General features: G+C 71.4%; 25 protein-coding genes and 1 pseudogene. 10 read left to right on the top strand and 16 right to left on the bottom strand.

Translation table 11 applies throughout. The annotated features are described in order from the left end of the window. Window positions 1–87 precede the first annotated feature (87 nt). From AF1_RS17470 to AF1_RS17450, 5 genes are all read right to left on the bottom strand, one after another. Complete coding sequence (locus AF1_RS17470) at window positions 88–1533, bottom strand: aldehyde dehydrogenase family protein (RefSeq protein ID WP_067799839.1); 1446 nt, start codon at window positions 1531–1533, stop codon at window positions 88–90. Next, window positions 1523–2674, bottom strand: a complete 1152-nt coding sequence (locus tag AF1_RS17465) for a mandelate racemase/muconate lactonizing enzyme family protein (protein WP_131732891.1) — start codon at window positions 2672–2674, stop codon at window positions 1523–1525. Before AF1_RS17465 ends, AF1_RS17470 begins: the two co-directional genes overlap by 11 nt. Before the next feature lie 50 nt (window positions 2675–2724). After that, a complete protein-coding gene (locus tag AF1_RS17460) occupies window positions 2725–3489 on the bottom strand; it encodes an ABC transporter ATP-binding protein (RefSeq protein WP_067799834.1) in 765 nt (254 codons plus the stop codon). Between the two features lie 3 nt (window positions 3490–3492). Further along, window positions 3493–4314 (bottom strand): ABC transporter permease, encoded by an 822-nt coding sequence (locus AF1_RS17455; RefSeq protein WP_131732892.1) that lies wholly within the window; start codon window positions 4312–4314, stop codon window positions 3493–3495. 89 nt (window positions 4315–4403) lie between these two features. After that, window positions 4404–5435, bottom strand: coding sequence for an ABC transporter substrate-binding protein (locus AF1_RS17450; RefSeq protein WP_067799829.1), 1032 nt, complete (start codon window positions 5433–5435; stop codon window positions 4404–4406). A gap of 221 nt (window positions 5436–5656) precedes the next feature. Between AF1_RS17450 and AF1_RS17445 the strand changes: the two genes are divergently transcribed. Genes AF1_RS17445 through AF1_RS17420 form a run of 6 tightly spaced genes read left to right on the top strand, consistent with a single transcriptional unit; the run spans window position 5657 to window position 11401 of the window. Further along, window positions 5657–6358, top strand: a complete 702-nt coding sequence (locus AF1_RS17445; protein WP_067799826.1) for a GntR family transcriptional regulator — start codon at window positions 5657–5659, stop codon at window positions 6356–6358. Further along, window positions 6355–7305, top strand: a complete 951-nt coding sequence (locus tag AF1_RS17440) for an NAD-dependent epimerase/dehydratase family protein (protein ID WP_067799823.1) — start codon at window positions 6355–6357, stop codon at window positions 7303–7305. The genes AF1_RS17445 and AF1_RS17440 overlap by 4 nt, the downstream gene beginning before the upstream one ends. 53 nt (window positions 7306–7358) lie before the next feature. Further along, entirely contained in the window at window positions 7359–8003 is a 645-nt protein-coding gene (locus AF1_RS17435) for a bifunctional 4-hydroxy-2-oxoglutarate aldolase/2-dehydro-3-deoxy-phosphogluconate aldolase (protein ID WP_067799820.1), read from the top strand. 53 nt (window positions 8004–8056) lie between these two features. After that, window positions 8057–9028 carry a cyclase family protein gene (locus AF1_RS17430; RefSeq protein WP_067799818.1) on the top strand — a complete coding sequence of 324 codons (972 nt, stop codon included), beginning with the start codon at window positions 8057–8059 and terminating at the stop codon, window positions 9026–9028. A 34-nt stretch (window positions 9029–9062) separates the two neighbouring features. Next, window positions 9063–9575, top strand: a complete 513-nt coding sequence (locus tag AF1_RS17425) for a RidA family protein (protein ID WP_067799815.1) — start codon at window positions 9063–9065, stop codon at window positions 9573–9575. 5 nt (window positions 9576–9580) lie between these two features. Continuing rightward, complete coding sequence (locus tag AF1_RS17420) at window positions 9581–11401, top strand: CocE/NonD family hydrolase (RefSeq protein ID WP_165488438.1); 1821 nt, start codon at window positions 9581–9583, stop codon at window positions 11399–11401. Here AF1_RS17420 and AF1_RS17415 read toward each other — a convergent pair. The 6 genes and pseudogenes from AF1_RS17415 to AF1_RS17395 form a co-directional block, all read right to left on the bottom strand. Further along, complete coding sequence (locus AF1_RS17415; RefSeq protein WP_067799809.1) at window positions 11370–11921, bottom strand: hypothetical protein; 552 nt, start codon at window positions 11919–11921, stop codon at window positions 11370–11372. The two genes, AF1_RS17420 and AF1_RS17415, sit on opposite strands and share 32 nt — an antisense overlap. Next, window positions 11876–12784 (bottom strand): FUSC family protein, encoded by a 909-nt coding sequence (locus AF1_RS36430; protein WP_067799807.1) that lies wholly within the window; start codon window positions 12782–12784, stop codon window positions 11876–11878. The genes AF1_RS17415 and AF1_RS36430 overlap by 46 nt, the downstream gene beginning before the upstream one ends. A gap of 154 nt (window positions 12785–12938) precedes the next feature. After that, window positions 12939–13214: pseudogene (locus tag AF1_RS36425) on the bottom strand (urease accessory UreF family protein); the annotation flags it as partial. Further along, a complete protein-coding gene (locus tag AF1_RS17405) occupies window positions 13211–14095 on the bottom strand; it encodes an urease subunit alpha (RefSeq protein ID WP_242608974.1) in 885 nt (294 codons plus the stop codon). The gene AF1_RS17405 and the pseudogene AF1_RS36425, both read right to left, overlap by 4 nt. 5 nt (window positions 14096–14100) lie before the next feature. After that, the gene (locus AF1_RS17400; RefSeq protein WP_067799804.1) at window positions 14101–14295 is read right to left on the bottom strand and encodes a hypothetical protein; all 195 of its coding nucleotides are present in this window, start codon (window positions 14293–14295) and stop codon (window positions 14101–14103) included. Between the two features lie 132 nt (window positions 14296–14427). Then, window positions 14428–15468, bottom strand: coding sequence for a zinc-dependent alcohol dehydrogenase family protein (locus AF1_RS17395; RefSeq protein ID WP_067799801.1), 1041 nt, complete (start codon window positions 15466–15468; stop codon window positions 14428–14430). Between the two features lie 194 nt (window positions 15469–15662). Between AF1_RS17395 and AF1_RS17390 the strand changes: the two genes are divergently transcribed. Both AF1_RS17390 and AF1_RS17385 read left to right on the top strand, forming a co-directional pair. Next, the gene (locus tag AF1_RS17390; RefSeq protein ID WP_131732894.1) at window positions 15663–16160 is read left to right on the top strand and encodes a hypothetical protein; all 498 of its coding nucleotides are present in this window, start codon (window positions 15663–15665) and stop codon (window positions 16158–16160) included. A 15-nt stretch (window positions 16161–16175) separates the two neighbouring features. Further along, entirely contained in the window at window positions 16176–16628 is a 453-nt protein-coding gene (locus AF1_RS17385) for a pyridoxamine 5'-phosphate oxidase family protein (protein WP_067799795.1), read from the top strand. Window positions 16629–16667: 39 nt separating this feature from the next. Here AF1_RS17385 and AF1_RS17380 read toward each other — a convergent pair whose 3' ends face one another. Then, entirely contained in the window at window positions 16668–17081 is a 414-nt protein-coding gene (locus tag AF1_RS17380; RefSeq protein ID WP_067799792.1) for an OsmC family protein, read from the bottom strand. Between the two features lie 148 nt (window positions 17082–17229). Between AF1_RS17380 and AF1_RS17375 the strand changes: the two genes are divergently transcribed. Together AF1_RS17375 and AF1_RS17370 are read left to right on the top strand one after the other, a co-directional pair. Then, window positions 17230–17673: a universal stress protein gene (locus AF1_RS17375; RefSeq protein WP_067799789.1), complete on the top strand. Its 444-nt coding sequence runs from the start codon at window positions 17230–17232 to the stop codon at window positions 17671–17673. Between the two features lie 25 nt (window positions 17674–17698). Further along, window positions 17699–18379: a CBS domain-containing protein gene (locus AF1_RS17370; RefSeq protein WP_067799786.1), complete on the top strand. Its 681-nt coding sequence runs from the start codon at window positions 17699–17701 to the stop codon at window positions 18377–18379. A gap of 10 nt (window positions 18380–18389) precedes the next feature. Here the strand turns inward: AF1_RS17370 and AF1_RS17365 are convergent, their stop codons facing one another. From AF1_RS17365 to AF1_RS17350, 4 genes are all read right to left on the bottom strand, one after another. After that, window positions 18390–19790 carry an aldehyde dehydrogenase (NADP(+)) gene (locus AF1_RS17365; RefSeq protein WP_067799783.1) on the bottom strand — a complete coding sequence of 467 codons (1401 nt, stop codon included), beginning with the start codon at window positions 19788–19790 and terminating at the stop codon, window positions 18390–18392. 12 nt (window positions 19791–19802) lie between these two features. Next, window positions 19803–20804, bottom strand: coding sequence for a proline racemase family protein (locus AF1_RS17360; protein ID WP_067799779.1), 1002 nt, complete (start codon window positions 20802–20804; stop codon window positions 19803–19805). Continuing rightward, entirely contained in the window at window positions 20804–21730 is a 927-nt protein-coding gene (locus tag AF1_RS17355) for a dihydrodipicolinate synthase family protein (protein WP_067799776.1), read from the bottom strand. The genes AF1_RS17360 and AF1_RS17355 overlap by 1 nt, the downstream gene beginning before the upstream one ends. Beyond that, window positions 21727–22106: (2Fe-2S)-binding protein (locus AF1_RS17350; protein ID WP_169804042.1), on the bottom strand; the 380-nt coding region annotated here is incomplete at its 5' end. The genes AF1_RS17355 and AF1_RS17350, both read right to left, overlap by 4 nt.

Genomic DNA, 22106 nt, shown 5'->3' with positions numbered 1-22106 from the left:
CTGGATGGGCGATTTCCCGGTTACATCCCGAAAGAAGATGGTTTGCCGGGCGAACTCGTCCCTGCCCCGGGCCTTCTGGGCGCCCCCTTACCGCGCCAGCGTGATCGTCTGGGGCTCCAGGAATTCGCGCATCCCTTCGATGCCGCCTTCGCGGCCGATTCCGGCGAGGCCGACGCCTCCGAACGGGACTTCGGGCGTGTTGGGGGCTCCGTTGTTGATGCCCACGATGCCCACGTTGAGGCGTGCCGCGGTCGTGAGGCCGCGTTCGGTGTCGGCGGACACGATGTAGCCGGCCAAGCCGGTGCCCCGGGAGTTCACCTCATTGACGACCTCGTCGACGTCCTGGAAGGGACGCACCGCGCATACGGGACCGAAGATCTCCTCCGACCACAGGGAGGTCCGGGTAGAGGCGGCGACCAGGGTGGGCGGGTAGAACCAGCCTTGCTCCGGAATCTCGGCCTTCCACGTGCGGCACCCCTGCTGCTCGGCCTCGGAGACGAGGGTGTGCAGCCGTTCGGTGTGCTCGGGACGCAGGAGCGGCCCGACGTCGGTGGAGCCGGCCTCGGGCGCGCCTACCCGCAGTGAGGAGATCCGGTCCGCGAGCGCCGGGACGATCTCGTCGTAGAGGTCGCGGTGGATGTAGACGTTGTTGGCCGCGATGCAGGAGGCGCCGTTGTTCCTGAACTTGGCCACCAGCAGGACGTCGAGGGCGAGCTCGGTGTCGGCGTCCGCGTCGATGATGAAAGACGCCATCCCGCCCAGTTCCATGGTGACGCGTGTCATGGTCTTCATCGCCCGCTGGGCCACCAGCGTGCCGACTCGTGTGGACCCGGTGAAGGTGACCGCGGCGATGTCCGGGTGGTCGACCAGTGCGCCGGTGAGTTCCTCGCCATCGCCGTTGACGATGTTCACCAGGCCCGCGGGGGCGTGCCGCTCGATGATGGTCAGCATGGCCAGGGCGGACAGCGGGGTCAGTTCGGACGGCTTCAGCACGACGGGGCAGCCGGCCGCGAGCGCGGCCGCGACCTTGCGGGCGGGGATGGACAGCGGGAAGTTCCACGGCGTCACCGCGGCCACCACCCCGACGGGCCGGCTCCCCACGAGGTATCTCTTGTCGCCGTTGAGCAGGTGCGCCCCGGTCGGCATGGTCGCGGCGTCGGCGAACCAGTCGAAGTACTCGGCGGAGAAGACGGCCTCCGCCCGTGCCTCCGCCGCGCGCTTGCCGGTCTCCCGCATGATGAGGACGGCAAGGGCGTCGGCGTGGTCGCGGATCTCGGCGGCGATGGCGCGCAGCACCTGTGCACGCCGTCGTGGCCGGGTGCCTTCCCATGCCGGGAGGGTGCCGCGCGCCGCTTGGACGGCATCGTGCACGTCGCCCCGCGATGCCCACCCGACCCGGTCGTAGCGGCCTCCGGTCGCCGGGTCCGGGATTTCATGGTCGGGGCCGCCACGGGGTGTGCCCGCCACCACGGCGGCGGCGCAGACGCCCTCGACCCGGGGCAGGAGGGCGGTCGCGGTCGAGTCAGAGGTCATGGCGGGTGCGTTCCTCCTGGTGGAGCCGGTATCGGGTCATGGTGTCGTGGTCGAGCTCGAACCCCAGCCCGGGTCCGGTCGGGATTTCCAGCCGGCCACCGTCCAGCCGGAGGGGCGGGGAGACGAGATCGGTGCGGAACGGGTTGTCGCGGACGTCCAGTTCGATCGGTCCAACGGCCGGGAAACCTCCGGCCAGCTGGAGGCTGGCCGCGATACCGACCGCGGAGCCGTAGCAGTGCGGGGCGAGTGCGGTGCCGGTCTCGGCCGCGCGAGCGGCGACCCGCGATGTCATGGTGATCCCGCCGCACTTGGCCAGGTCCGGTTGGATCGTGCTGACCGCCGGGGAGTCCGCATAGCGCAGCAGCTCCGGCAGACCGTAGACGTTCTCGCCGGTGGCGAGGGGTACGCCGGTCCGGTCCGCCAGTTCCTCCAGATCCTCCAGGCGGTCCCCGGCGACGGGTTCCTCAAGCCATCTCACCTCATGGGCGAGCAGGTCCGGCGCCATCTCGCACGCCTCGTCGACCGTCCAGCCCTGGTTGACATCGGCGAGCAGGTCGACGTCCGCACCGAGAACCGCCGTCGCGGTCCGCAGTGTCGCCCGGTCCTGGTCCGGGCCGAACCCCAGCTTCACCTTCGCCGCCGGGAACCCGCCGGCGACGGCGATCTTGCACCAGTGGTCCACGCGGTCCGGGCCGATGCCGCTGGCGTACGCGCTCACCGAGGTCCTTGCCGGGGAGGACGCGAGCAGAGCCGCGACGGGCTTGCCCTCGGCCTTCCCCCGAAGATCCCACAGCGCCAGGTCCACCCCGCTGATCGCTTGCCAGATGGGCCCGGGGGCGCCCCACTGACGGCCGATGGCCAGCATCGTCGTGGTCAGCCTCCGCTGGACCGCGACCGGATCGGAGACGTCCGTACCAAGGAGGAGCGGGGCGATGCCATCGCACAGCGTGGCGACGCGCTCGCGGTACCCCCAGTCGGGATAGTTGATCCAGCTTTCTCCGACGCCTACCAGTCCGCCGGCTTCGACCTCGACGATGCAGGCACGCCGCGCACGCAGACTTGAGAACGACATCCGCACCTCGTCATCGAGCGCGGCCGAGAGGATCGTCACTCGTAGTCGCTCGGCGATCAGTGAGCTCACCGGCTCATCCCTTCTCCGTTGCCCGGCACGCCGCGGGGCACCCACCTGGTTCAGGCCGTGTAGATCTTCGGGTGCAGCAGATGCAGGATCCGGCGTTTCATCTCGTTGAAGTCCGGCCTCGTCGTGAGCTCCAGCGAGCGCGGCCGGGGGAAGTCGACCTGGAGGGTCTCCAGGATCCGGCCGGGCGAGGCCCCCATGACGACGACGCGATCACCGATGACGAGCGCCTCCTCGATGTCGTGGGTGATGAAGACGATCGTCGGCCGGTAGGCGGTCCAGATCTCTTGCAGGAGCCCCTGCATCTCGCCGCGGGTCTGCGCGTCGAGGGCACCGAAGGGCTCGTCCATCAGCAGGACCTTGGAGTCGCTCATCAGCGCGCGGGCGATCGACGCCCGCTGCCGCATGCCGCCCGACAGCTGGTAGGGGTAGCTGCGCCGGAAATCCTCAAGCCGGACCTGGCGCAGCAGTTCCTCGGCCCGCGCCTCGTACCCCTGCACCCTGCGCGCCCTCACCCCGGCGGTGATGTTCTCGAAGACCCTCAGCCAGGGGAACAGCGCGTCCTGCTGGAACACCACGGCGCGGTCGGGACCGGGGCCGGTGATCGGCCGGCCGCCGATCAGCACGTCACCGCCGGTGGCCTTCTCGAACCCCGCGATGATGTTCAGCAGCGTGCTCTTCCCGCAGCCGCTCGGGCCGACCAGGCACACGATCTCCGACTGCCGCACCGCCAGCGACACGTCCGTCACCGCGGTGAAGTCCCCGTAGGACTTGCCGACCTCCCGGAGCAGCAAGGCGTCCTCGTGCGTCGCCGTCATGTCCTACCTTCCCTGCCAGTGCAAGAGCCGCTTCTCGACCTCTCGGGCGGCGATGTCGAGCAGAAAACCGATGATGCCGATCAGGAAGATCCCCGCGTAGACGGTCTTCAGATCGAAGAAGTTGCCCGCCGAGGCGACCATGTAGCCGAGGCCCTCTTGGGCCGAGATCAGCTCCGCGGCGACCACCAGAGCCCACGAGACGGCGGCTCCGGTGCGCACCCCCACCATGATGCTGGGCAGGGACCCCGGCAGGATCACGCGCGTGAACATCTGGCGCCGGGAGAACCCGAGCATCTGCCCGGCCCGGATCCACGACGAGGACACCGACCGGACGCCGGCCTCGGCGTTGAGCACGATGAACATGAACGGCGCCAGGAAGATCAGCAGAATCTTCGACGACTCCCCCAGGCCGAGGTAGAGCACGGCCAGGGGGATGAACGCGATCGGGGGGATCGGCCGCAGCAGCGCGAAGGCCGGGCCCAGCAGAGCGCCGACGGACCGGTAGCGGCCCATGGCCAGACCGATCGGAATCCCGAAGAGCACGGCCATGGAGAACCCGATCGCGGTGCGCCGGATGCTCACCAGCACATGCGTGGCCAGCGGCGTACCCCGGTAGCCTTCGGTGATCAACATCCAGGTGTGCGCGACGAGATCGGTTGGGCCGGGCAGCCACTTCTCCTCGACCAGGCCGCCGTCGACGGCGATCACCCACAGCGCGAGGATGCCGAGCAGCCCGACGAGCCCCAGGGGCACTCGGCCCAGCGCTCGAACCGGCCGGCGGGAACGTGGCGGTGTGTCGGTGGTCTTCTGCGGCGCGAGAGTCATGCTCTGCTCCATACCTGGACCCGTACTCCTTCTCCTCATGGCACCTCTCCGCGACGGCTGTCCACGGGACGCGCGGAACGGACCGGCACCTACTCGGCCAGGTACTTCTGGATCGCGGACGGGTCCACCAGGCCCTTGAGTTCGGGGCGCTTCTGGAGGATCTTGTGCTCGACCAGCACGTCCGTCCAGGAGCGGATGATCGCCTCCAGCCCCTGCGGGTCCGTCATGGAGTACGGCGAGTCACCGGTCGCCGTCTCCTTCACCCCCACCGGCTTCACCGCCTCGACGGTCCGCTTCACCATGGCCTCGTCGGTCCCGGTCATCTTCTGCATCCTGGCGAGGAACGCCGCGTCGCCCTTCTCGACCAGCGCGGACGCCTCGTCGTAGGCGGCCACGAAGGACTTCACCGTTTCCGGGTGCTCGCTCAGGAACTTGCCGCGCACCTGCCACAGCAGCGGGTTGCGCATGTAGGCGGAGTCCGTCGCGACGATGGTGCCGTCGGCGTCGTCCATCTGGTAGATCAGCGGGGCCCAGCCCCAGATGCCGTCCACGTCCCCCTTGTTGAACGCCGGGATCCACGCGGGCGGGCTGACGTTCTCGATCTTGACCTGGGACGGGTCGATGCCCTTGGCCTTGAGCGCGCTGATCAGCCCCATCCAGGCCGTCGTGCCGACCATGGTGCCGATCTTCTTGCCCTTCAGGTCCTCGATGCGGGAGATGCCCGAGTCCTTGGTGACCACCAGCCCCCCGGCGTCCGCGCCGTCGTTGTCGACCATGAAGACGCGGGTGTCGCTGGACAGGCGGCTGGCCAGGATGCCCGGGATGCCGGCGTAGCCGACGTCCACACCGCCCGAGGCGAACGCGGCGTTCGTCGCGGCCCCGCTCTCGAACTGGACCAGCTTGACGTCCAGCCCGTGCTTCTCGAACAGCCCGCTCGCGAGCGCCGCGTACAGGCGGGTCGCCGTTCCGGGGTTGAACGCGACACGGACCTGAGTCAGGTCCTTGCCGCCGGCACCGGATCCCTTCTTCTCCTCCGCAGCGCAGCCCATTACGGCCAGCGCGGCAACGGTGGCGATGGCGAGCAGCTTCCGGGCTCCTGTGACGCCGCACTTGATCGACATCGGGCCTCCCTCACGTCGAGGTGTGTTCCAGGTCGCATGACCGTAGCGGATTGCATGTTGCATGTAAATAGGCTGCCGACCCAGCATACGCAGGTATTTCTGGGAGAACGCACCAGAACTCCTGCGCGGCCGGGTGGCGGGATGCGATGATGTTGCATGTAATATTCCGAAGGGTTGGCGCGGCCCCGGGAGGGGTCGGGCAGGAAAAAGGAGCGCGGCAGGTGCCGAACGAGCTGGACAGCATGCCCCGGCGGTCCCGAACGGCCGACGACGTCTACGAACGGCTGCGAGCCGACATCCTGGCCCGCAAGCTGCCCGCGGGCACCCGGCTCAGTGTGCCAAGTCTCGCCGAGGAACTGGGATTCAGCCGCAGCCCGGTCCGCGAAGCCGTCCAGCGGCTGGTCCAGGCGGGGCTGGCCACCGAGGAGGTCCATCGCGGTGCCGTGGTGGCCGCCATGGACGTGTCCAGCGTGCTGCGCCTGTACGAGCTCCGGGAAGCGCTTGAGGGCATGGCCGCGCGCCTGGCGTGCGAGCGGGCGACCGAGCAGGAGATCGCCGAGATGGGCGCGCTCCTGCAAGAGCACTCCCGGGCGCTGCACGCGGATGCCCACGACCGGCACCTCACGCTCGACATGGAGTTCCACGCGCGGGTCCGCGCGGCGGCGCGCAACGAGCACCTGCGGGCCTCGCTCGAACGCGTCCAGGACATGGTCGCCCTTGCGATGATGGCGGCCGACGCCACCTGGCACCAGCAGGCGCTCCTGGAGCATCAGGCCATCTACACCGCCATCCGCCAGGGCCCGCCCGAAACGGCCGAGGCGGTCGCCAGAGCGCACATATCGCGCATCCGCCACAACCTGGCGAGCCGCCACAAGGAAGCCGATGTCCGCTCGGCCGACGGCTCGCAGGGCAGGACGGCGTGAGCCCCGGCAACGTGCTGATCGTCGGCGGAAACGGCTTCCTCGGCCGGCACACGGCCGCCGCGCTCGCGGCCGGCGGCGCCTCGATCCACATCTTCGACCGGCCCGGCTCGGCGCCGCCCGCCGCCGCGCCCGGCGAGCCGGACCGCTACAGCCGGCACCAGGGGTCGGTGACCGACCGGCACACGCTGGAGGAGGCGGTGGCCGAAGCCCGGGCCGAGACGATCATCGTCCTCGCGTCCTACTCCCACCGCGGTCTCGGGCTGGGGAAGTCCGCCGAGCAGAATCCCCCGGGCGCCGTTGACGTGAACGTGCACGGCCTCCTCCACATCCTTGAGATCGCCGCCCGGCGACCCGGGACCAGGGTGCTGTGGCTTTCCTCGACGACCGTCTACGGTCCGACCGCCAGCTACACCGCGCCCAAGGTCTCCGAAGACTCCCTGCTCGCCCCCGGCTCGGTCTACGCCGCCACGAAGGTGCTCGGCGAGCAGCTGATCCGCACCTACCGGACGACCCACGGTGTGCGGGCGACCGCCGTCCGCCCCACCCTCATCTGGGGCCCGGGGCTGCGCTACCGAGGGGTTCAGTCCTGCTTGGGCGACATGGTCGACGCCGGCGTCGAGGGACGCGAGGTGACCGTGCCGGACTCCACCGAGCCATGGGACCTTCTCTACGTCCGCGACGCCGGAAGAGCCGTCGCCTGGCTGACGGAGCAGGACCTGGGCCCGATCGTCCTCGTCAACGGCTATCAGGCGTCGGTGCGCCAGGTGCGCGAGGCCGTCCTGCAGGCGGCGCCCGAGACGCCCATTCACGTGGCCGGCACCGCACCATGGCTGAACGTCCCGGCGGTGGACGACCGGATGATCCGCCGTGCCGGGTTCACCCCGCGGTTCGACCTCGCCCGCTCCATCCGCGACTACATGGCCACGCCGGCCGCCGGCACCACCTGACACCCGCCGCCGGGGGAAACCGAATCGACGCCCAGAAGGAGACGATCCAGCAGATGAAGTCCGAGACCACCGGCTCACCGGTGCCCAGCCTGGTCGTGATCTTCCGCGGCCCCTCCCCCAAGGACATCGCCACCGCCACCGAGCGCCTCGTCAACGTCGGTTACCGCGCATTCGAGGTGTCCCTGACGACACCGGAGGCGCTCACCGCGATCCGCCTGCTCGCGGACGCCTTCGGGGACCAGGCGCTCATCGGCGCGGGAACCGTCCGCTCGGTCGATGACGTTCTCGGTGTCCGCGACGCGGGTGCGCGGATGGTGCTCTCCCCGGTCACCAGCGGACCCGTGATCTCGGCCGCCCGGGCGAACGGCATGCTCGCCATTCCCGGCGCCTACACCGCCACCGAGGCGGTGACCGCTCGCGAACTCGGCGCCGACCTGGTCAAGCTCTTCCCCGCCGCCCCCGCCGGAGTCGACTACTTCCGGCTGCTGCGCGAGCCGATCCCGGACGTCCCCTTCCTGGTGACCGGAGGCGTCGACGCGTCCATGGCCCACGAGTTCCTCCAGTGCGGAGCCGTGTCGGTAGGGGTCGGGCACAAGCTCCTGGGGGGCACCAACCTGGAGGAGCACAACTGGGCCGAGTTCGAACAGCAGGCCGCCCGATACCTCGACATCGCCCACGGCGGGGAAACGGCCTCCTGAGACGGGCTCAACCCATCCCGACATCGAACCAACGAACCGACCGGAGCCGACCCATGAGCACCCCTCAGCGCCCTGTTCCCCGCTACGACGACCTTCCGCTGTCCCCCTACGGGGGCCGGCACGCCTGGGACCTCCCGCAATGCGCCGGGGTCGGGGCGCTCGGCCTGATCGACGACCAGACCCGCCTGGAGGCACTGCGCTCGGCGCGGACCGGCGAACTGGTCAGCCTGAACGCGGCCCTGGACGTCATCGACCCGCCGCTGTTCGGCCGTGCGCGGCTGGAGCACAGCGTGGAGACCAAACGCGAAGGGCTCGTCCTCGACGACCGTGTGGACGCGCTGTACCCGCAGGTGAGCTCCCAGTGGGACGCCCTGAACCACATCGGCGCCCATCCCGGCGTGTTCTTCGGCGGGACGACCCTTGAGCAGCAGTTGTCCGGCGAGGTCAACGGCATCGACGTGTGGGCTCGGAGCGGAATCGCCGGGCGCGGCGTGCTGGTGGACATGGACACCGCCATGAGGCAGCGGCATGGCGACTACGGCCCCGGTGAGCCCATCGCGATGTCGGTCGAGGACGTCCAGGCCGCATTGACGGCGCAGCAGACCACCCTGAGGTTCGGCGACATCCTGCTGCTCTACACCGGATATCTCGACTGGTACCTCGGCCTCGACGGCGACGCACGCGCCGCGGTGTCCCAGGCCGGTCCGGACGTGACGGCCGCCGGGTTGGCCCACACCGAGGACACCGCCCGCTTCCTGTGGGACAGCGGCGTGACAGCCGTGGCCGCCGACTCGCTCGGCGTCGAGGTGTGGCCACCGGACCGCAGCCCCGAGGCCCGGCCGTTCGGGTTCTTGCACTCCAGCCTCATCGGCCATCTGGGAATGGCGATCGGCGAGCTGTGGGAGCTGCGCGACCTGCGCGAGCGGTGCCGGGCGCGAGGCGCCTGGGACTTCCTGCTCGTCAGCGCCCCCATGAACCTGCGCGGTGGCATCGGATCACCGGCCAACGTGGTGGCGATGCTCTAGCCGCGACCGGACCGACCAGCGAACGAGAGGCACCATGTCCACCGAACCCCCGCTGACCGCGGAAGTGCTCCAGCAGCGAGCGGCACTGCTGGGAATCGAGTTGCCGGACCCGCCCAGCCCCAAGGGGAGCTACCGCCCCGCGGTGATCCACGGCGGCGTCATCTACACCTCCGGCGTCGGCCCGATGCTCCACGGCCGGCGTCTCCACAGCGGCTATGTCGGCGGGGACGTCACCGTCGAACAGGCGCAGCAGGCCGCGGCCGTCGCGGCGGTGAACGCGCTCACCTCCGCATGTGCGGCCGTGGGCGGCGTCGAGTCGGTGGACCGGCTCATCAAGCTCACGGCGTTCGTCCGCAGCGCCCCCGGCTTCACTCGGCAGAGCACTGTCATCGACCGCGCCTCCTCGGTGCTTTACGAGCTGCTGGGCGAGCGCGGAGCACACGCCCGCAGCGCCGTGGGAGTGGCCGAACTGCCGTTCGGCATCTGCGTCGAGATCGAGCTCATGGCCGCCCGCCGCGACACCGCGACACCGCAGCGGGTCCAATGATGGACATGGGTGCAGCCAACGGCACATCGACGGAAGCCGGCAGGGCCGCGGTTCGCGAGAGCGTGCTCGCCGGGGGAGTCCGGGTGTCCCGCAACGTCCCGGCGACCATGCGCGACGGCACCGTGCTGCGATCCGACGTGTACCGCCCCGCGGACGCCGGCGAGTATCCGGTGCTGCTGATGCGGGTGCCCTACAACAAGGACGTCGCGCAGTCGTTCGTCTACCAGCACCCCTCCTGGTACGCAGGCCAGGGCTATGTCGTCGTCATCCAGGACTGCCGTGGCCGGTACGCCTCCGACGGACGTTTCGACCCGCTCCGCCAGGAGGCCCACGACGGGTACGACACCGTCGAGTGGGCGGCCACGCTGCCGGAGAGCAACGGCTCCGTGGGGATGTACGGGTTCTCCTACGCCGGAGCCACCCAGCTACTCGCCGCCGCGGAGAACCCTCCGTCCCTCAAGTGCTGCGTACCCGCGTTCACAGCCGGTGACTATTTCGACGGCTGGATGTATGAGGGCGGCGTGCTGAACCTCGCGTTCGTCCTGTCGTGGACCGTGCAGATGCTCGCCATGCAAGAGGCCGTCCATGCCCGCGACTGGAAGGCGGCGGCCCGGCTCCACGCCCAGGCCAATGACTTCCCCCGGATGTTCCACGAGCGCCCCCTGGACCAGCTGCGCCTGCTGCGGGAGACCGGCGTGGCCCCCTACTTCTTCGACTGGCTCAAGCACGACACACGCGATGACTACTGGTCCTCGATCGGACTCCCCGAACGCTACGACCGGATCACCGTGCCATGCCTGCACATCGGTGGCTGGTACGACGTCTTCGCCGCCGGCACGGTGCGCAACTACGGGGAACTCGCCCGGCGAGCGGGCGCAGGCGAACAGCGCCTGATGATGGGCCCGTGGATCCACATGCCGTGGGCGCCGGAAGCCGCCGGCCCCACGCTGGGGCCCAGCTTCCGCAACCGCGTCGACCCCGCGCAAACCGCGTGGTTCGACCGGTGGCTGAAACCACCGCGGGGCACCCGGCCAGGCGACGCACCCGACGACGATCCGGGGGTCAGCTACTTCGTCATGGGCGCGAACCAGTGGAAGACGGCACCCACCTGGCCGCCCGGCGAAACAACAGTGCGTCTGTACCTCGCGTCGCAGGGGCAGGCCAACTCGCGGTCCGGTGACGGCCGGCTGTCGCCCGATTCTCCGGCACCGGACTCCCCGGCCGATGTGTTCATCTGCGACCCGAGCAACCCGGTGCCCAGCGCCGGAGGGAACTCCTGCTGCAATCGTGCCGCCTCCCCCATGGGCCAGGCGTGCCAAGCCACGGTCGAAGTCCGCAACGACGTCCTGGTGTACTCTTCCGAGCCCCTCACCGACGGCCTGGAGTGCACAGGAGTGCCCACGGTCACCCTCTACGCCGCGTCCTCGGCCGTGGACACCGACTGGGTCGTCCGGCTTGTCGATGTCGGTCCCGGTGAGCGCGCGGTGAACGTCAGCCAGGGCACGCTGCGTGCCCGCTACCGGCGATCGCTGTCCGACCCGGAACCGCTCACCCCGAATGCCGTCACGGAGTTCCGCATCCCGATGAACCCGACGTCCTGGCGGTTCCGGGCAGGGCACCGGATCCGGCTCCAGGTCACCAGCAGCGACTTTCCGGCCAAGGACCCCAACCGCAACACCGGCGCCCCGCAGGCGTCCGCGCACCCCTGGGAGTACGTGGTCGCCCACCAGACGGTGCTCCACGACCAACGGCACCCCTCCGTGCTGTGCCTTCCGGGCGGCGGGCAGGAGAACGTCATCGCGGCGGTGCCGGGGCGAGCGCAGTGATCAGTTCGTTGACGTCGTCCGCCAAGGCGCTCAGGATGTGGCGGGCCGGGACGAGCCCGCTCAGCCTTCGCTCCCGGGCGCCGCTCCGACGACCCGGACCGGTCAGGAGCGCGATCTGATCGTCCAGGGCGGCGAACTGGCCGGTGAGGTCGAGCCGGCCGGACGTGCTGGAGTCATCGTGAGCGGCGGCGGCCTCGACGACGTCGGCCAGCCGGTCGAGGACGCGGGCGACCGGGGCGTCCTCCCCCAGGTTCTGCGGGGGCAGGCCCGCCACCGCGATGAGGCGGTCGCGAATGTGCCGGGCGGCCCGGACGATCGCGGTCAGCCGCCCGATCCGCCCGGTGTCGCGACCCGGCTCGTTCTCCAGCCTGGTCCGCAGGTCCGCGATGCCGTCGATGGCCTTTCTGGTGGCGGCGAGCCGGTCGGCCGGCAGGCCGGGCAGATCCCCGTCGACGACCGACGCGGCGGCGCGGGTCAGATCCGCGGCCGCCGACAGCAGTCCGGCCGTCCTTGCGGGCAACTGCTGCGCTGCTCCCCTGGGCAGAGCACCCTGGCTCCCACCGCCGCGATCAGCCCTCCGCCGGCGATGAGTCCGATGCGCTCCAGGGCGACGGACCAGTGAGAGACGAAGGTGAGATCCATCAGCATCATGAGCGGCGGTGTGGCGCACACCATCCAGAACGCGTAGCTCACCGGCCGGAGCGTAAATCCCACCATGGCGAACACCATCATCAGCAGCACGGCGTGCGGTGGGGCGGGGGCCAGGGCCAGCACCACCGCCGCGATCACGCTGCCCAGCACACTGCCGATGATCCGCTGCCCGACCCGCGCCATCGTCTGCCCGTAGGTGTCGCGCAGGCTGACCAGGACCGTCACCGCCATCCACTGCCCGTGCGCGAGCCGGAGACCTGTGGAGATCGCCATCGCCAGGGTGACCAGTACGGCGACCCGGGCGGCGTGCCGGAACTGCGGGGACCGGGCCCGCGCGGCCTGGACGATCGCGGCCGCCACCGTGCCGGGCGCGCCCCGCGGCCGTTTCCAGTGGACGGCGGGGGCGAGTCGCAGCCCGCCGCCGAGTGTGCGCCGGGCCGACTCGAGAATGCTGTCGATGCGATCGATGGACCGGGTGATCTGCCCGATGACGGCCGCGCCGAGCAGGTCGTTCCGGCCATTGGCCCGCTCCCCCGTGGTCCTCTGTGCCGCCTGCGGGCGGCGGACGGGACCGCCGGCCGCCGGCGGTTCCTCGGCGGGTACCGGGCGGGTCTGCGACAGCGCCCGGGCCAGCAGCCGTAGCCGGCGCGCGAGCCCGCCGATCGCTTCGCCGGCGGCGGACCGCCGGGGGTCCCGGACGGGCACCCGGAGCCCCGCGTGCACGGCCCCCACGACGACCGCGTGGTTGCCGGGCGCCGCACCGTCCGCGACCAGCCGGGCCAGCCGTGCCGCGGGGACCGACCCGAACGCGGGGCCGGCGGTGTCCCAGGACCTGCCGGCCGGTGCGCACCGAGGCCGTCCGCTGCTCCCGGTTGAGCTTGATCGAGTGCAGTCTCCGGTCGGTCTCCACCAGCCGGTCCCAGTCGTCCGCGGCCACCGCCCGGTGCGCCGGCGCGAGCGCCGCGGCATCGGCGGTGCCCGCCGCGCGCACCAGGTCGCGGACCAGGTCGCGCAGGTCCTCCGGCTCGACGAGACGGAGCTGGACGTAGCCCTCCAAGCCGTGCGAGAGCGTGTACAGCCCGCTGGGAAAACCGGAGTCGGTGAGCTGGAGCTGCGCCAGCAGCCGCTCCAGCCCCTCGGTCTCCGCGGCCCCGCGTGTCATGCGATGAAGAACAGCCGGTTCAACGGCAGTTTCGTCGCCGGCTCGATGGTGACGGGCTCCCCGTCGACGGTGACCCGGTAGGTCTCCGGGTCGACCCTGACCTCCGCCAGCGTGGAGTTGTGCATCATGTGCCGCTTGTCGACGGTGCGGCACTGCCGTACCGGCTGGACGAGCCGCTCCAGTTCGAGTTTCTCGGGCACGCCCTCGGAGATCGCCGCATCCGACATGAAGGTCACGCAGGTCTTCTGCAGCGCCTTGCCGACCCCCCCGAACGCCGGCCGGAAGTACACCGGCTGCGGGGTGGGAAGCGAGGCGTTCGGGTCCCCCGTCTGGGCCCAGCTGATCAGCCCGCCCTTGATGACCATGAACGGTTTCGCCCCGAAGGAGCGGATCGGCCCCAGCACGATGTCGGCGAGCTTGCCGTCCTCCAGCGACCCGATCGTGTCGGCCATGCCGCAGGTGCGGGCCGGGTTGATGGTGACCTTGGCCAGGAAGCGCAGGACACGGTGGTTGTCGTTGCGCGAGGAGTCCTCGGGCAGGGGGCCGCGCTTGTCCTTGCAGTGGTGCGCGACCTGGAAGGCCCGGGTGACCGTCTCACCGACCCGCCCCATGGCCTGGGAGTCCGAGCCGATGATGCTGATGATGCCGAGGTCGTGAAGGACGGTCTCCGCGGCGATGGTCTCGGCGCGGACGCGGCTTTCGGCGAACGCCAGGTCCTCGGGGACGTCGTAGCTGTGGTGATGGCAGACCATGGTCATGTCGAGCAGTTCGTCGACCGAGCCCGCCGTGTACGGCAGTGTCGGGTTGGTCGACGCCGGCAGCACATTGGGCTCGGAGGGGCCGTACATGCTCGCGTACTTCTCGCGAGACATCGTCGTCATCGCCGTCAGCCCTTCCTCGACCGGGAGGCGCCCGCCTTGGCGCGCTCGGAGGGTGCCCGGTGCCCGTCGCCGCCCCCGTCGGGTCCCGGCGCCTCGGTGTCCAGATAACCCCATGCGTGCATCCGGGTGACCGCCTCTTCCCGCGCGGCCCGCGAACGGGCGCTCCCATTGAGCAGCCCACCGAAACCGACGATGCGCATTCCGCCTCTTCCGGATACGCATGACCGAGGAAGAGCAGGCCAGGGGAACCGACGCCGGATTCGCCGATGGCTGAGACCGGGGAGAGCCGCAGCCGCGCCGTCGAGCACGGCGCGGCTGCGGCTCTCCCGGGTTCAGCGGGTCAGGACGACCTTCAGGGCGCCGGTGTGGGCGGCGTCGGCGAAGATCTCGTAGGCCTCGATGAACTCGTTCAGCGGGAAGGTGTGGGTGATGAACCGGCCGGCGTCGAGGCGGCGGCCGGCGAGCAGGCGGAGCAGGGTGGGCGTGGAGAAGGTGTCCACCAGGCCCGTCGTGATCGTGATGTCACGGATCCACTGCTCCTCCAGGTGCAGTGAGGCGGGGGCGCCGTGCACCCCGATGTTGGCGATCCGGCCGCCCGGGCGGGCCAGTGCCACCGACAGCTCGAAGGTGTCGGGGACGCCGACGGCCTCGATGGTCACGTCCGCGCCGAGTCCGTCGGTCAGTTCCCGGACGGCTTCCAGTGCGTCCTCCCGGGAGTTGTTGATCGTGGTGTCGGCGCCGAACCGCTTGGCGGCGTCCAGCCGGCTGTCGGCCTGGTCGATCGCGATGATGCCGCCGGGGCTGAAGAGCTGCGCGCCCATGATCGCCGAAAGGCCGATCGGGCCGGCGCCCACCACCGCGACGGTGTCGCCGGGCTGGACGGCGCCGTTCAGCACGCCGACCTCGTAGCCGGTCGGCAGGATGTCGGCCAGCATCAGCACGTCCTGCGCGGGGACGCCCTCGGGAAGCGGGTAGACCGAGGTGTCGGCGAACGGCACCCGCACGTACTCGGCCTGCGTTCCGTCGATCTTGTGGCCGAGGATCCAGCCGCCACCGCCCAGGCACTGCCCGTAGCGGCCCTCGCGGCAGAACCGGCACGTCCCGCACGCGGTGATGCACGACACCAGTACCTGGTCGCCGGGCTTGACGGTCCGTACGGACGGGCCGACGGACTCGACGGTGCCGACCGCCTCGTGGCCGAGGATGCGCCCGTCGGTCACCGCCGGAACGTCCCCCTTGAGAATGTGCAGGTCGGTTCCGCAGATCGTCACCGCGTCGACCCGCACCACCGCGTCGCCGTCCTCGACGATCTGCGGCTTCGGAACCTCCTCCCATGCCTTGCGGCCGGGTCCGTGGTACACCAGCGCTTGCATGAGCCCCCTCCTTCGTCAGTCGTCTGTCCGCTTCCAGCGTGGAATCGGCGGGGCGGGGGACGGCAGGGGCGAACGTCCCGTGACCGTGTCCGGGGCCGAACGGCCCCGCTGATCAGGACCAAAGCCCTTACTCGCCGCCCCGTTGTCACGGCAGGCTCGGACAGGTGTGGAAGGCCGTGAAGGAGATGCACCGCATGCGTAAGAAGTCCTGTCGTGGAGTGTCCCCGCTCGACGCCGTCGGCGCCGCCATGCTCGTCGCCGGGCCGGCGATGCTGGTGCGCGCCGGCCAGGGCAGGAGGGAGATCCGCGGCGAACTGGCCGCACAGGAGATCACCTTCCCGGACGAGGGCCGTATCCCGGACGACCTGGCGGCCTACGCCGGACGGCGGGTGGAGACCGGGAGACAGGCCCGGGCCTACGCCAGGCTGATCAAGCGCAATCTCGCCGGCGCCACCGGCGGACGCACCTACGCGCAGCTCGGCGCCGGACTGGCCGAGGCGCGGGCGAACGGCGGCGACGACGAGAAACTGGCCGAACTCCAGCGGACCGCCTTCACCGGCGAGATGCTGCGGGCCTCGCTGATGTCGGCGTACCAGGCCTGGCAGCTGACCTTGCTGGTGAGCTGCCTCGGCGGCATGACCACCGCGCTGGGCGCGGGTCTACTCGCCTCCGGCGCCCCCGGGCGCGTGTGACATCATCGAGGGAACATGACCGCCGACCTGCAGCCACTCGACACCGCCGCCTGCCTGGACCTGCTCCAGAACATCCCGGTGGGGCGGATCGCCTGGGCCGAGACCGACGGGACCGTCACCGTCCTGCCGGTCAACTTCCTCCTGGACGGGGACGCGCTCGTCTTCGCCACCGCGGCCGGCGCCAAGCTCGACGCCATCCGGAACGGCCGTCCCCTCACCTTCGAGGCGGACGACTTCGAACCCGCGCTGCGCACCGCGTGGAGCGTGCTGGTCACCGGCCGCCCCGAGCTGATCACCGACCCGGCCGAGATCGAGCGCCTCCGGGCTCTGGCGCTCGCCCCGTGGATCCGCTCCACCAAGGCGTACATCGTGCGGCTGACCCCGCACAAGATCACCGGCCGGCGCATCCCGCTGCACGCGGGGGGCGTGACCACCGAGCGCATCGACACCTCGGACGAGACCGGCTGACACGCCGGTCCCGTCCCCCTCCGTCCCGCCCGTGCCCGGTCAAGCGGCCTGGGCCTCGCTCTCCAGGTGAACGCCGATACGCGGCGGATCGATCAGCGAGTTGTGGACCGTGCAGCGTCCGACCGCGGCCATCATCCCCTTGATCTGCTCGTCGGAGAGCCGGGCGGGCGGGCGCAGGCGCAGGTCGACGCGTGACACCCGGGCCGGGCTGCCCGCGCCCATGGCGAAGTCGGCGCTGACCTCCAGCCCCGTGGCGGGCAGGCCGTGCCGCGCCAGGTAGCGGCGCGCGTAGTGCGCCGCGCAGGCGGCCAGCGACGCCACGAACAACTCCACCGCTGTCGGCCCGCGATCCATCCCGCCCGCCGCGTACGGCTGATCCACATGGATGACGTGGTCCCGGACGAGCACGGCGAAGGCATCGTTCTCACGGTGGACGACGAGCACCTCGCTCACCTCCTGTTTCAGGCTCCTTGGCGTGTGTCCAGCGTGAGGCGCGTGGTCCTTGCGGGTAAGAGCCGAAGGTCCCGGGCAGGAAGGACGCTCGGCACTGACCCGTGCCCGGTCCGGGTGTGAGTGTGGAGGTGAGACACGGAGGTCAGCGATGCAGGTCCTGCCCGAATACCGCTCCGTCGTCGTCGGCGTCGACGGGTCCCCCAACTCCATGGCCGCGTTGCGCCGGGCCGCCCGCGAGGCCACCGAGCGACGCGCACGCCTCGATGTCGTCCGCGTCCTGGAGCCGGACGGCGGTGCCGGGCCCCGCCCGCTGCGCACCGCCCGGGAATGGCTGCGGCTGCGCGACCTGGTGGCGCACGCGCTGCCCCGCGGCCAGCACCTGACGACCCGGCTCCGGATCGTGCGCGGGGAACCCGGAATGGCCCTGGTCAAGGCGGCGGAACACGCCGAACTGCTGGTGCTCGGCGCCCGGGCGCACTCCGAGCACGGCAACCCGCTCGGCGGCGACACCGTCCCGGTCGTGCGCACGAGGGCGACCTGCCCCGTCGTGATCTGCGCCGACCACACCGCCACGTCCACCGAGACCGTCTGACCACCGCCGAGCCCTGGAGGAGACCATGAAACGCCGGACCGTAGCGGACGTCATGACGACCAAGGTCGTGACGGTGACCGAGGACACCCCGTTCGCCGAGATCGCGGACACCATGGCCGAGCACGGGATCAGCTCCGTCCCCGTGCTGGACGACGGCGGCCGCCTCGCCGGCATCGTCAGCGAGGCCGACCTGCTCCGCAAGGAGGAGTACAAGGGCGGCCCCGTCCAGCAGCGGCGGCTCAGGCTGCGACGGCACGCCGAGGCCGAGGCCAAGGCGGGGGCCGTCGACGCCCGCGGGCTGATGAGCGCCCCGGTCGTGACCGTCGCCCCGCACACCCCGATCCCCGAGGCGGCCCGGCTGCTGAACGCCCACGGCTTCAAGGCCGCGCCCGTCGTCGCCGACGACGGGCACCTCGCCGGCATCGTGGCCCGCCGCGACCTGCTGCGGGTGTTCCACCGCTCCGACGCCGACATCCGGGACGAGGTCATCCGGGACGTCCTGATCTGCAAGCTGTGGCAGGACCCCGCCGAGCTGCACGTCCGCGTCCAGGAAGGGGTCGTGCACCTCACCGGGCGCGTCGAGCTGAAGAGCCTCATCCCCATCGTCGTCCGCATGACGGCCGCGACCGAGGGCGTCGTCGATGTCGTGCACGACCTCGGCTACGACACCGACGACACCCATCCCACCGCGTACCCGCGCGCCTGAGACCGGCCGGTCAGCGAAGGGTCTGCGGGACCTTCCACGGGTTGTCGTCGCGGAGGGGCGGCGGGAGGAGGTCCTGCGGCCAGCCCTGGAACGCGATGGGACGCAGGAAGCGCTCGATCGCGGCGGTGCCCACCGAGGTGGTGGCGGGTGCCGTCGTGGCCGGGTAGGGGCCACCGTGCTGCATCGCGTTCGTGACGGAGACGCCGGTGGGCCACTGGTTCCACAGGACGCGCCCGCTGCGGCCGGTGAGCACGGCGGCGAGGTCCGCGAGGTCCCCCGTCTCGCCGGGTTCGGCGTGCAGGGAGGCGGTCAGCTGGCCGGGCAGGGCCGCGAGGACGTCCGGGAGGTCGGAGAGGCGGTCGTAGGTGACGACGAGCCCGAGCGGCCCGAAGCACTCCTCGGACGCCGCGTCGCGGTCGGCCTTGAAGGCGTCCAGGTCCATGGTGAGCAGGCGGGGCGTCAGGGACATCTCGTCGTCCGGCCAGACGAGGCGGCGGACGCCGGGACGTGCGTCCAGCGTGCTCGCGGCGACCAGGTAACCGGACCTGATGCGGTCGTTCAGCATCGGGGCGCCGGCGATCTCCCGGAGGCGCCCGGCGATCCCGTCCAGCAGCGCGGCGGGGGCGAACATCAGGCCGGGGTTGGTGCAGAACTGGCCCGCGCCCAGGGTGAGGGACGCGGTGTAGCCGTTGACGATCTCCTTGGCGCGCGCCTCGGCGGCGCCGGGCGTGACCACGGCCGGGTTGACGCTGCCCATCTCGGCGTAGAAGGGGATCGGCACCGGGCGTTCCGCCGCGATCCGCGCGAGCGCGAGGCCGCCCTGCTCGGAGCCGGTGAACGCGGCGGCGGCGAGACCGGGGTGCCGCAGCGCCTCGACGCCGGCGTCCTCGCCCTCGATCAGGGCGAACACCCCGTCCGGGAGACCGGCGCCGGCGATGACCTCCGCGGTCCGGCGCGACAGCCGCGGATGGCCGGGGTGCGCCTTGACCACGACGGGGCAGCCCGCCGCCCACGCCGACGCGGTGTCGCCGCCGGCGACGCTGAACGCGAACGGGAAGTTGCTCGCGGCGAACACCAGCACGGGCCCGGTGGCCGTGCGGTACCGGCGCAGGTCGGGGCGGGGGCCGGTGGGCCATGCCGGGTCGGGTGCGTCGATGCGGGCGTCATAGAAGGCGCCCGCACGGACCTCGTCGGCGAACAGCCTCAGTTGGAACGTCGTCCGGGTGAGCTCGCCGTTCAGCCGGGCGGGACCGAGGTGGGTCTCCTCGTCGGCGAGGGCGACCAGCTCGTCCCGGGCGGCCTCCAGCGCGCCGGCGACGGCCACCAGGGCACCGGCACGCGTCTCCGGTGCGGCGGACGCCCATCCGGGCGCGGCGGACACGGCGGCGCTGACGGCCTGGTCCGGTGTCATCGCGACTCCTTGTCAGAGAACGAAACCTTCGGGGAAGGGATCGGCGGGGTCGAGCAGGTAGTTGGCGGTGCCGGTGATCCAGGCCCGCCCGGTGAACTCGGGGATGACGGCGGGGAGCCCGGCCACCTCGGTGGCGCCCACCAGCCGTCCGGTGAAGCGGGTGCCGATGAAGGACTCGTTGACGAACTCGGTGTGCAGCGGAAGCTCGCCGCGCGCGTGCAGCTGCGCCATGCGCGCGGACGTGCCGGTGCCGCAGGGTGAGCGGTCGAACCAGCCGGGGTGGATGGCCATCGCGTTGCGCGAGTGCTGGGCGCTGGATCCGGGCGCCAGGAACTGGACGTGCTTGCAGCCCGTGATCAGCGGATCGGCCGGGTGGGCGGGCGGATCGGTGTCGTTGATCGCGGCCATGATCGCCAGCCCGGCCTTGAGGATGTCGTCCTTGCGCGCCCGGTCGAAGGGCAGGCCGAGCGGCTCAAGGTCGGTGATGGCGTAGAAGTTGCCGCCGTAGGCCAGGTCGTAGCGGACGTCGCCGAGCCCCGGCACGGACACGACGGCGTCCTGCCGGAGCGCGAACGAGGCGATGTTGCGGAGGGTGACGTGCTCGGCGACACCGTCGCGGACGGCGACACGCGCCTCGACCAGCCCCGCCGGGGTGTCCAGCCGGACGATCGTCTCGGGCTCGGTCACCGGCACCATCCCGGTCTCGACCAGGACGGTCGCGACGCCGATGGTGCCATGCCCGCACATCGGCAGGAACCCGCTGACCTCCACGTAGAGGACGCCCCAGTCGGCGTCCGGCCGGGTCGGGGGCTGCAGCAGCGCGCCGCTCATCGCGGAATGGCCGCGCGGCTCGTCCACCAGGAAGCGGCGCAGCCCGTCCAGGTGCCGGATGGCGTGGTCGCGGCGCTCGGCCATGGTGGCGCCGGGGACGGGGGGGACGCCGCCGGTGACGACCCGGGTCGGCATCCCCTCCGTGTGCGAGTCGACCGCGCTGATCGACCGGATCGAGCGCATCAGGCGGCCTGCTCCCGGAGCGCGGCGATAGCGCGGTCCATGTCGGCGGTGATGGCGGCGCGCTGCGCGGCGCTGAGCGGCCCGCGCGGCGGGCGGCACGGGCCGCCGTACCGGCCGACCTGGTCCATGCCGAGCTTGATGGCCTGGACGAACTCGGTCCGCGAGTCCCAGCGGAACGCCGCGACCAGCGGCTCGTACAGGGCGCGGGCCTCCTCCAGCTTCCCGGCGGTGGCCAGCTCGTACAGCCGCGCCGACTCGGCGGGGAACACGTTGGGGAAGCCGGCGAACCAGCCGGTCGCACCCACCAGCAAAGACTCCAGAACCACATCGTCGGCGCCCGCGACGACCTCCAGGCCGGGCGCCCTCTCCTTGATCTCCAGGACGCGCCGGACGTCACCGGAGAACTCCTTCACCGCCACGATACCGTCGATCTGCGCGATCTCACCGAGCAGCTCGGGCGTCAGGTCGACCTTGGTGTCGATCGGGTTGTTGTAGACCATGACCGGCAGCCCGACCGACGCGACGGCCTCGTAGTGGGCGATGACCTCGGCGGGGTTGGCCCGGTACATGGTGGGCGGCAGGCACAGCACGCCGTCCGCGCCGTCCTCGGCGGCGATCTCCGTCCACTGCCGCGCCTGGTGGAAACCGGGGCCGTGCACACCGACGACCACGACACCGTCGGCGCCGACGGCCTCGACGGCGGTGCGGGCGACGCGGCGGCGCTCCTCGTCGGTGAGCGCCGAGTACTCGCCCAGCGACCCGTTGGGGCCGACTCCACGGCAGCCGTTGTCGACCAGCCAGCGGCAGTGCTCGGCGTAGGCGTCATGGTCGACGGCGAGCCCGGCGGGGGCGGCGGCATCCTCGCGGTACGGCAGCGCCGTGGCCACGATGACGCCGCCGAGACTCTGAAGCTGGGTGCCACTCATCGGGCGCTCTCCTTTGGGTCATGTGTGTCACTAGGGGGATTGGCAAGTTCAGCGAGCCGGATCGGCTGGGTGATGGGGCGGTGGTGCGGGTTCGCCGCGTCCACCCGGCCGGACAGCAGATCGGCGACTGTGGGGCCGCAGATCCGGGCCTGGCAGGGGCCCAGCCCGGCGCGCGTCGAGAGTTTCACGGCGCGGGCCGCGCCCTGTGCGGGGTCTTCGGCCACGCGGCAGAGGTCGCCGTAGGTGGTGTCCTCGCAGCGGCAGACGATGGTGCCGGGGCGCAGCCAGCCGCGCCACTGCGGGCCGATCGGATGCGCGGCGGCCAGGCGGGCGGCGAACGCGCGGGCCCGGTCGCGGCGGCGGCGCGTGCCCGCCA

This window comes from Actinomadura formosensis NBRC 14204, from assembly GCF_001552155.1.
Taxonomy (GTDB): Bacteria; Actinomycetota; Actinomycetes; order Streptosporangiales; family Streptosporangiaceae; genus Spirillospora; species Spirillospora formosensis.
The sequence above is the reverse complement of the archived record's forward strand: the minus strand, read 5'-3'. Positions and strand labels throughout refer to the sequence as shown.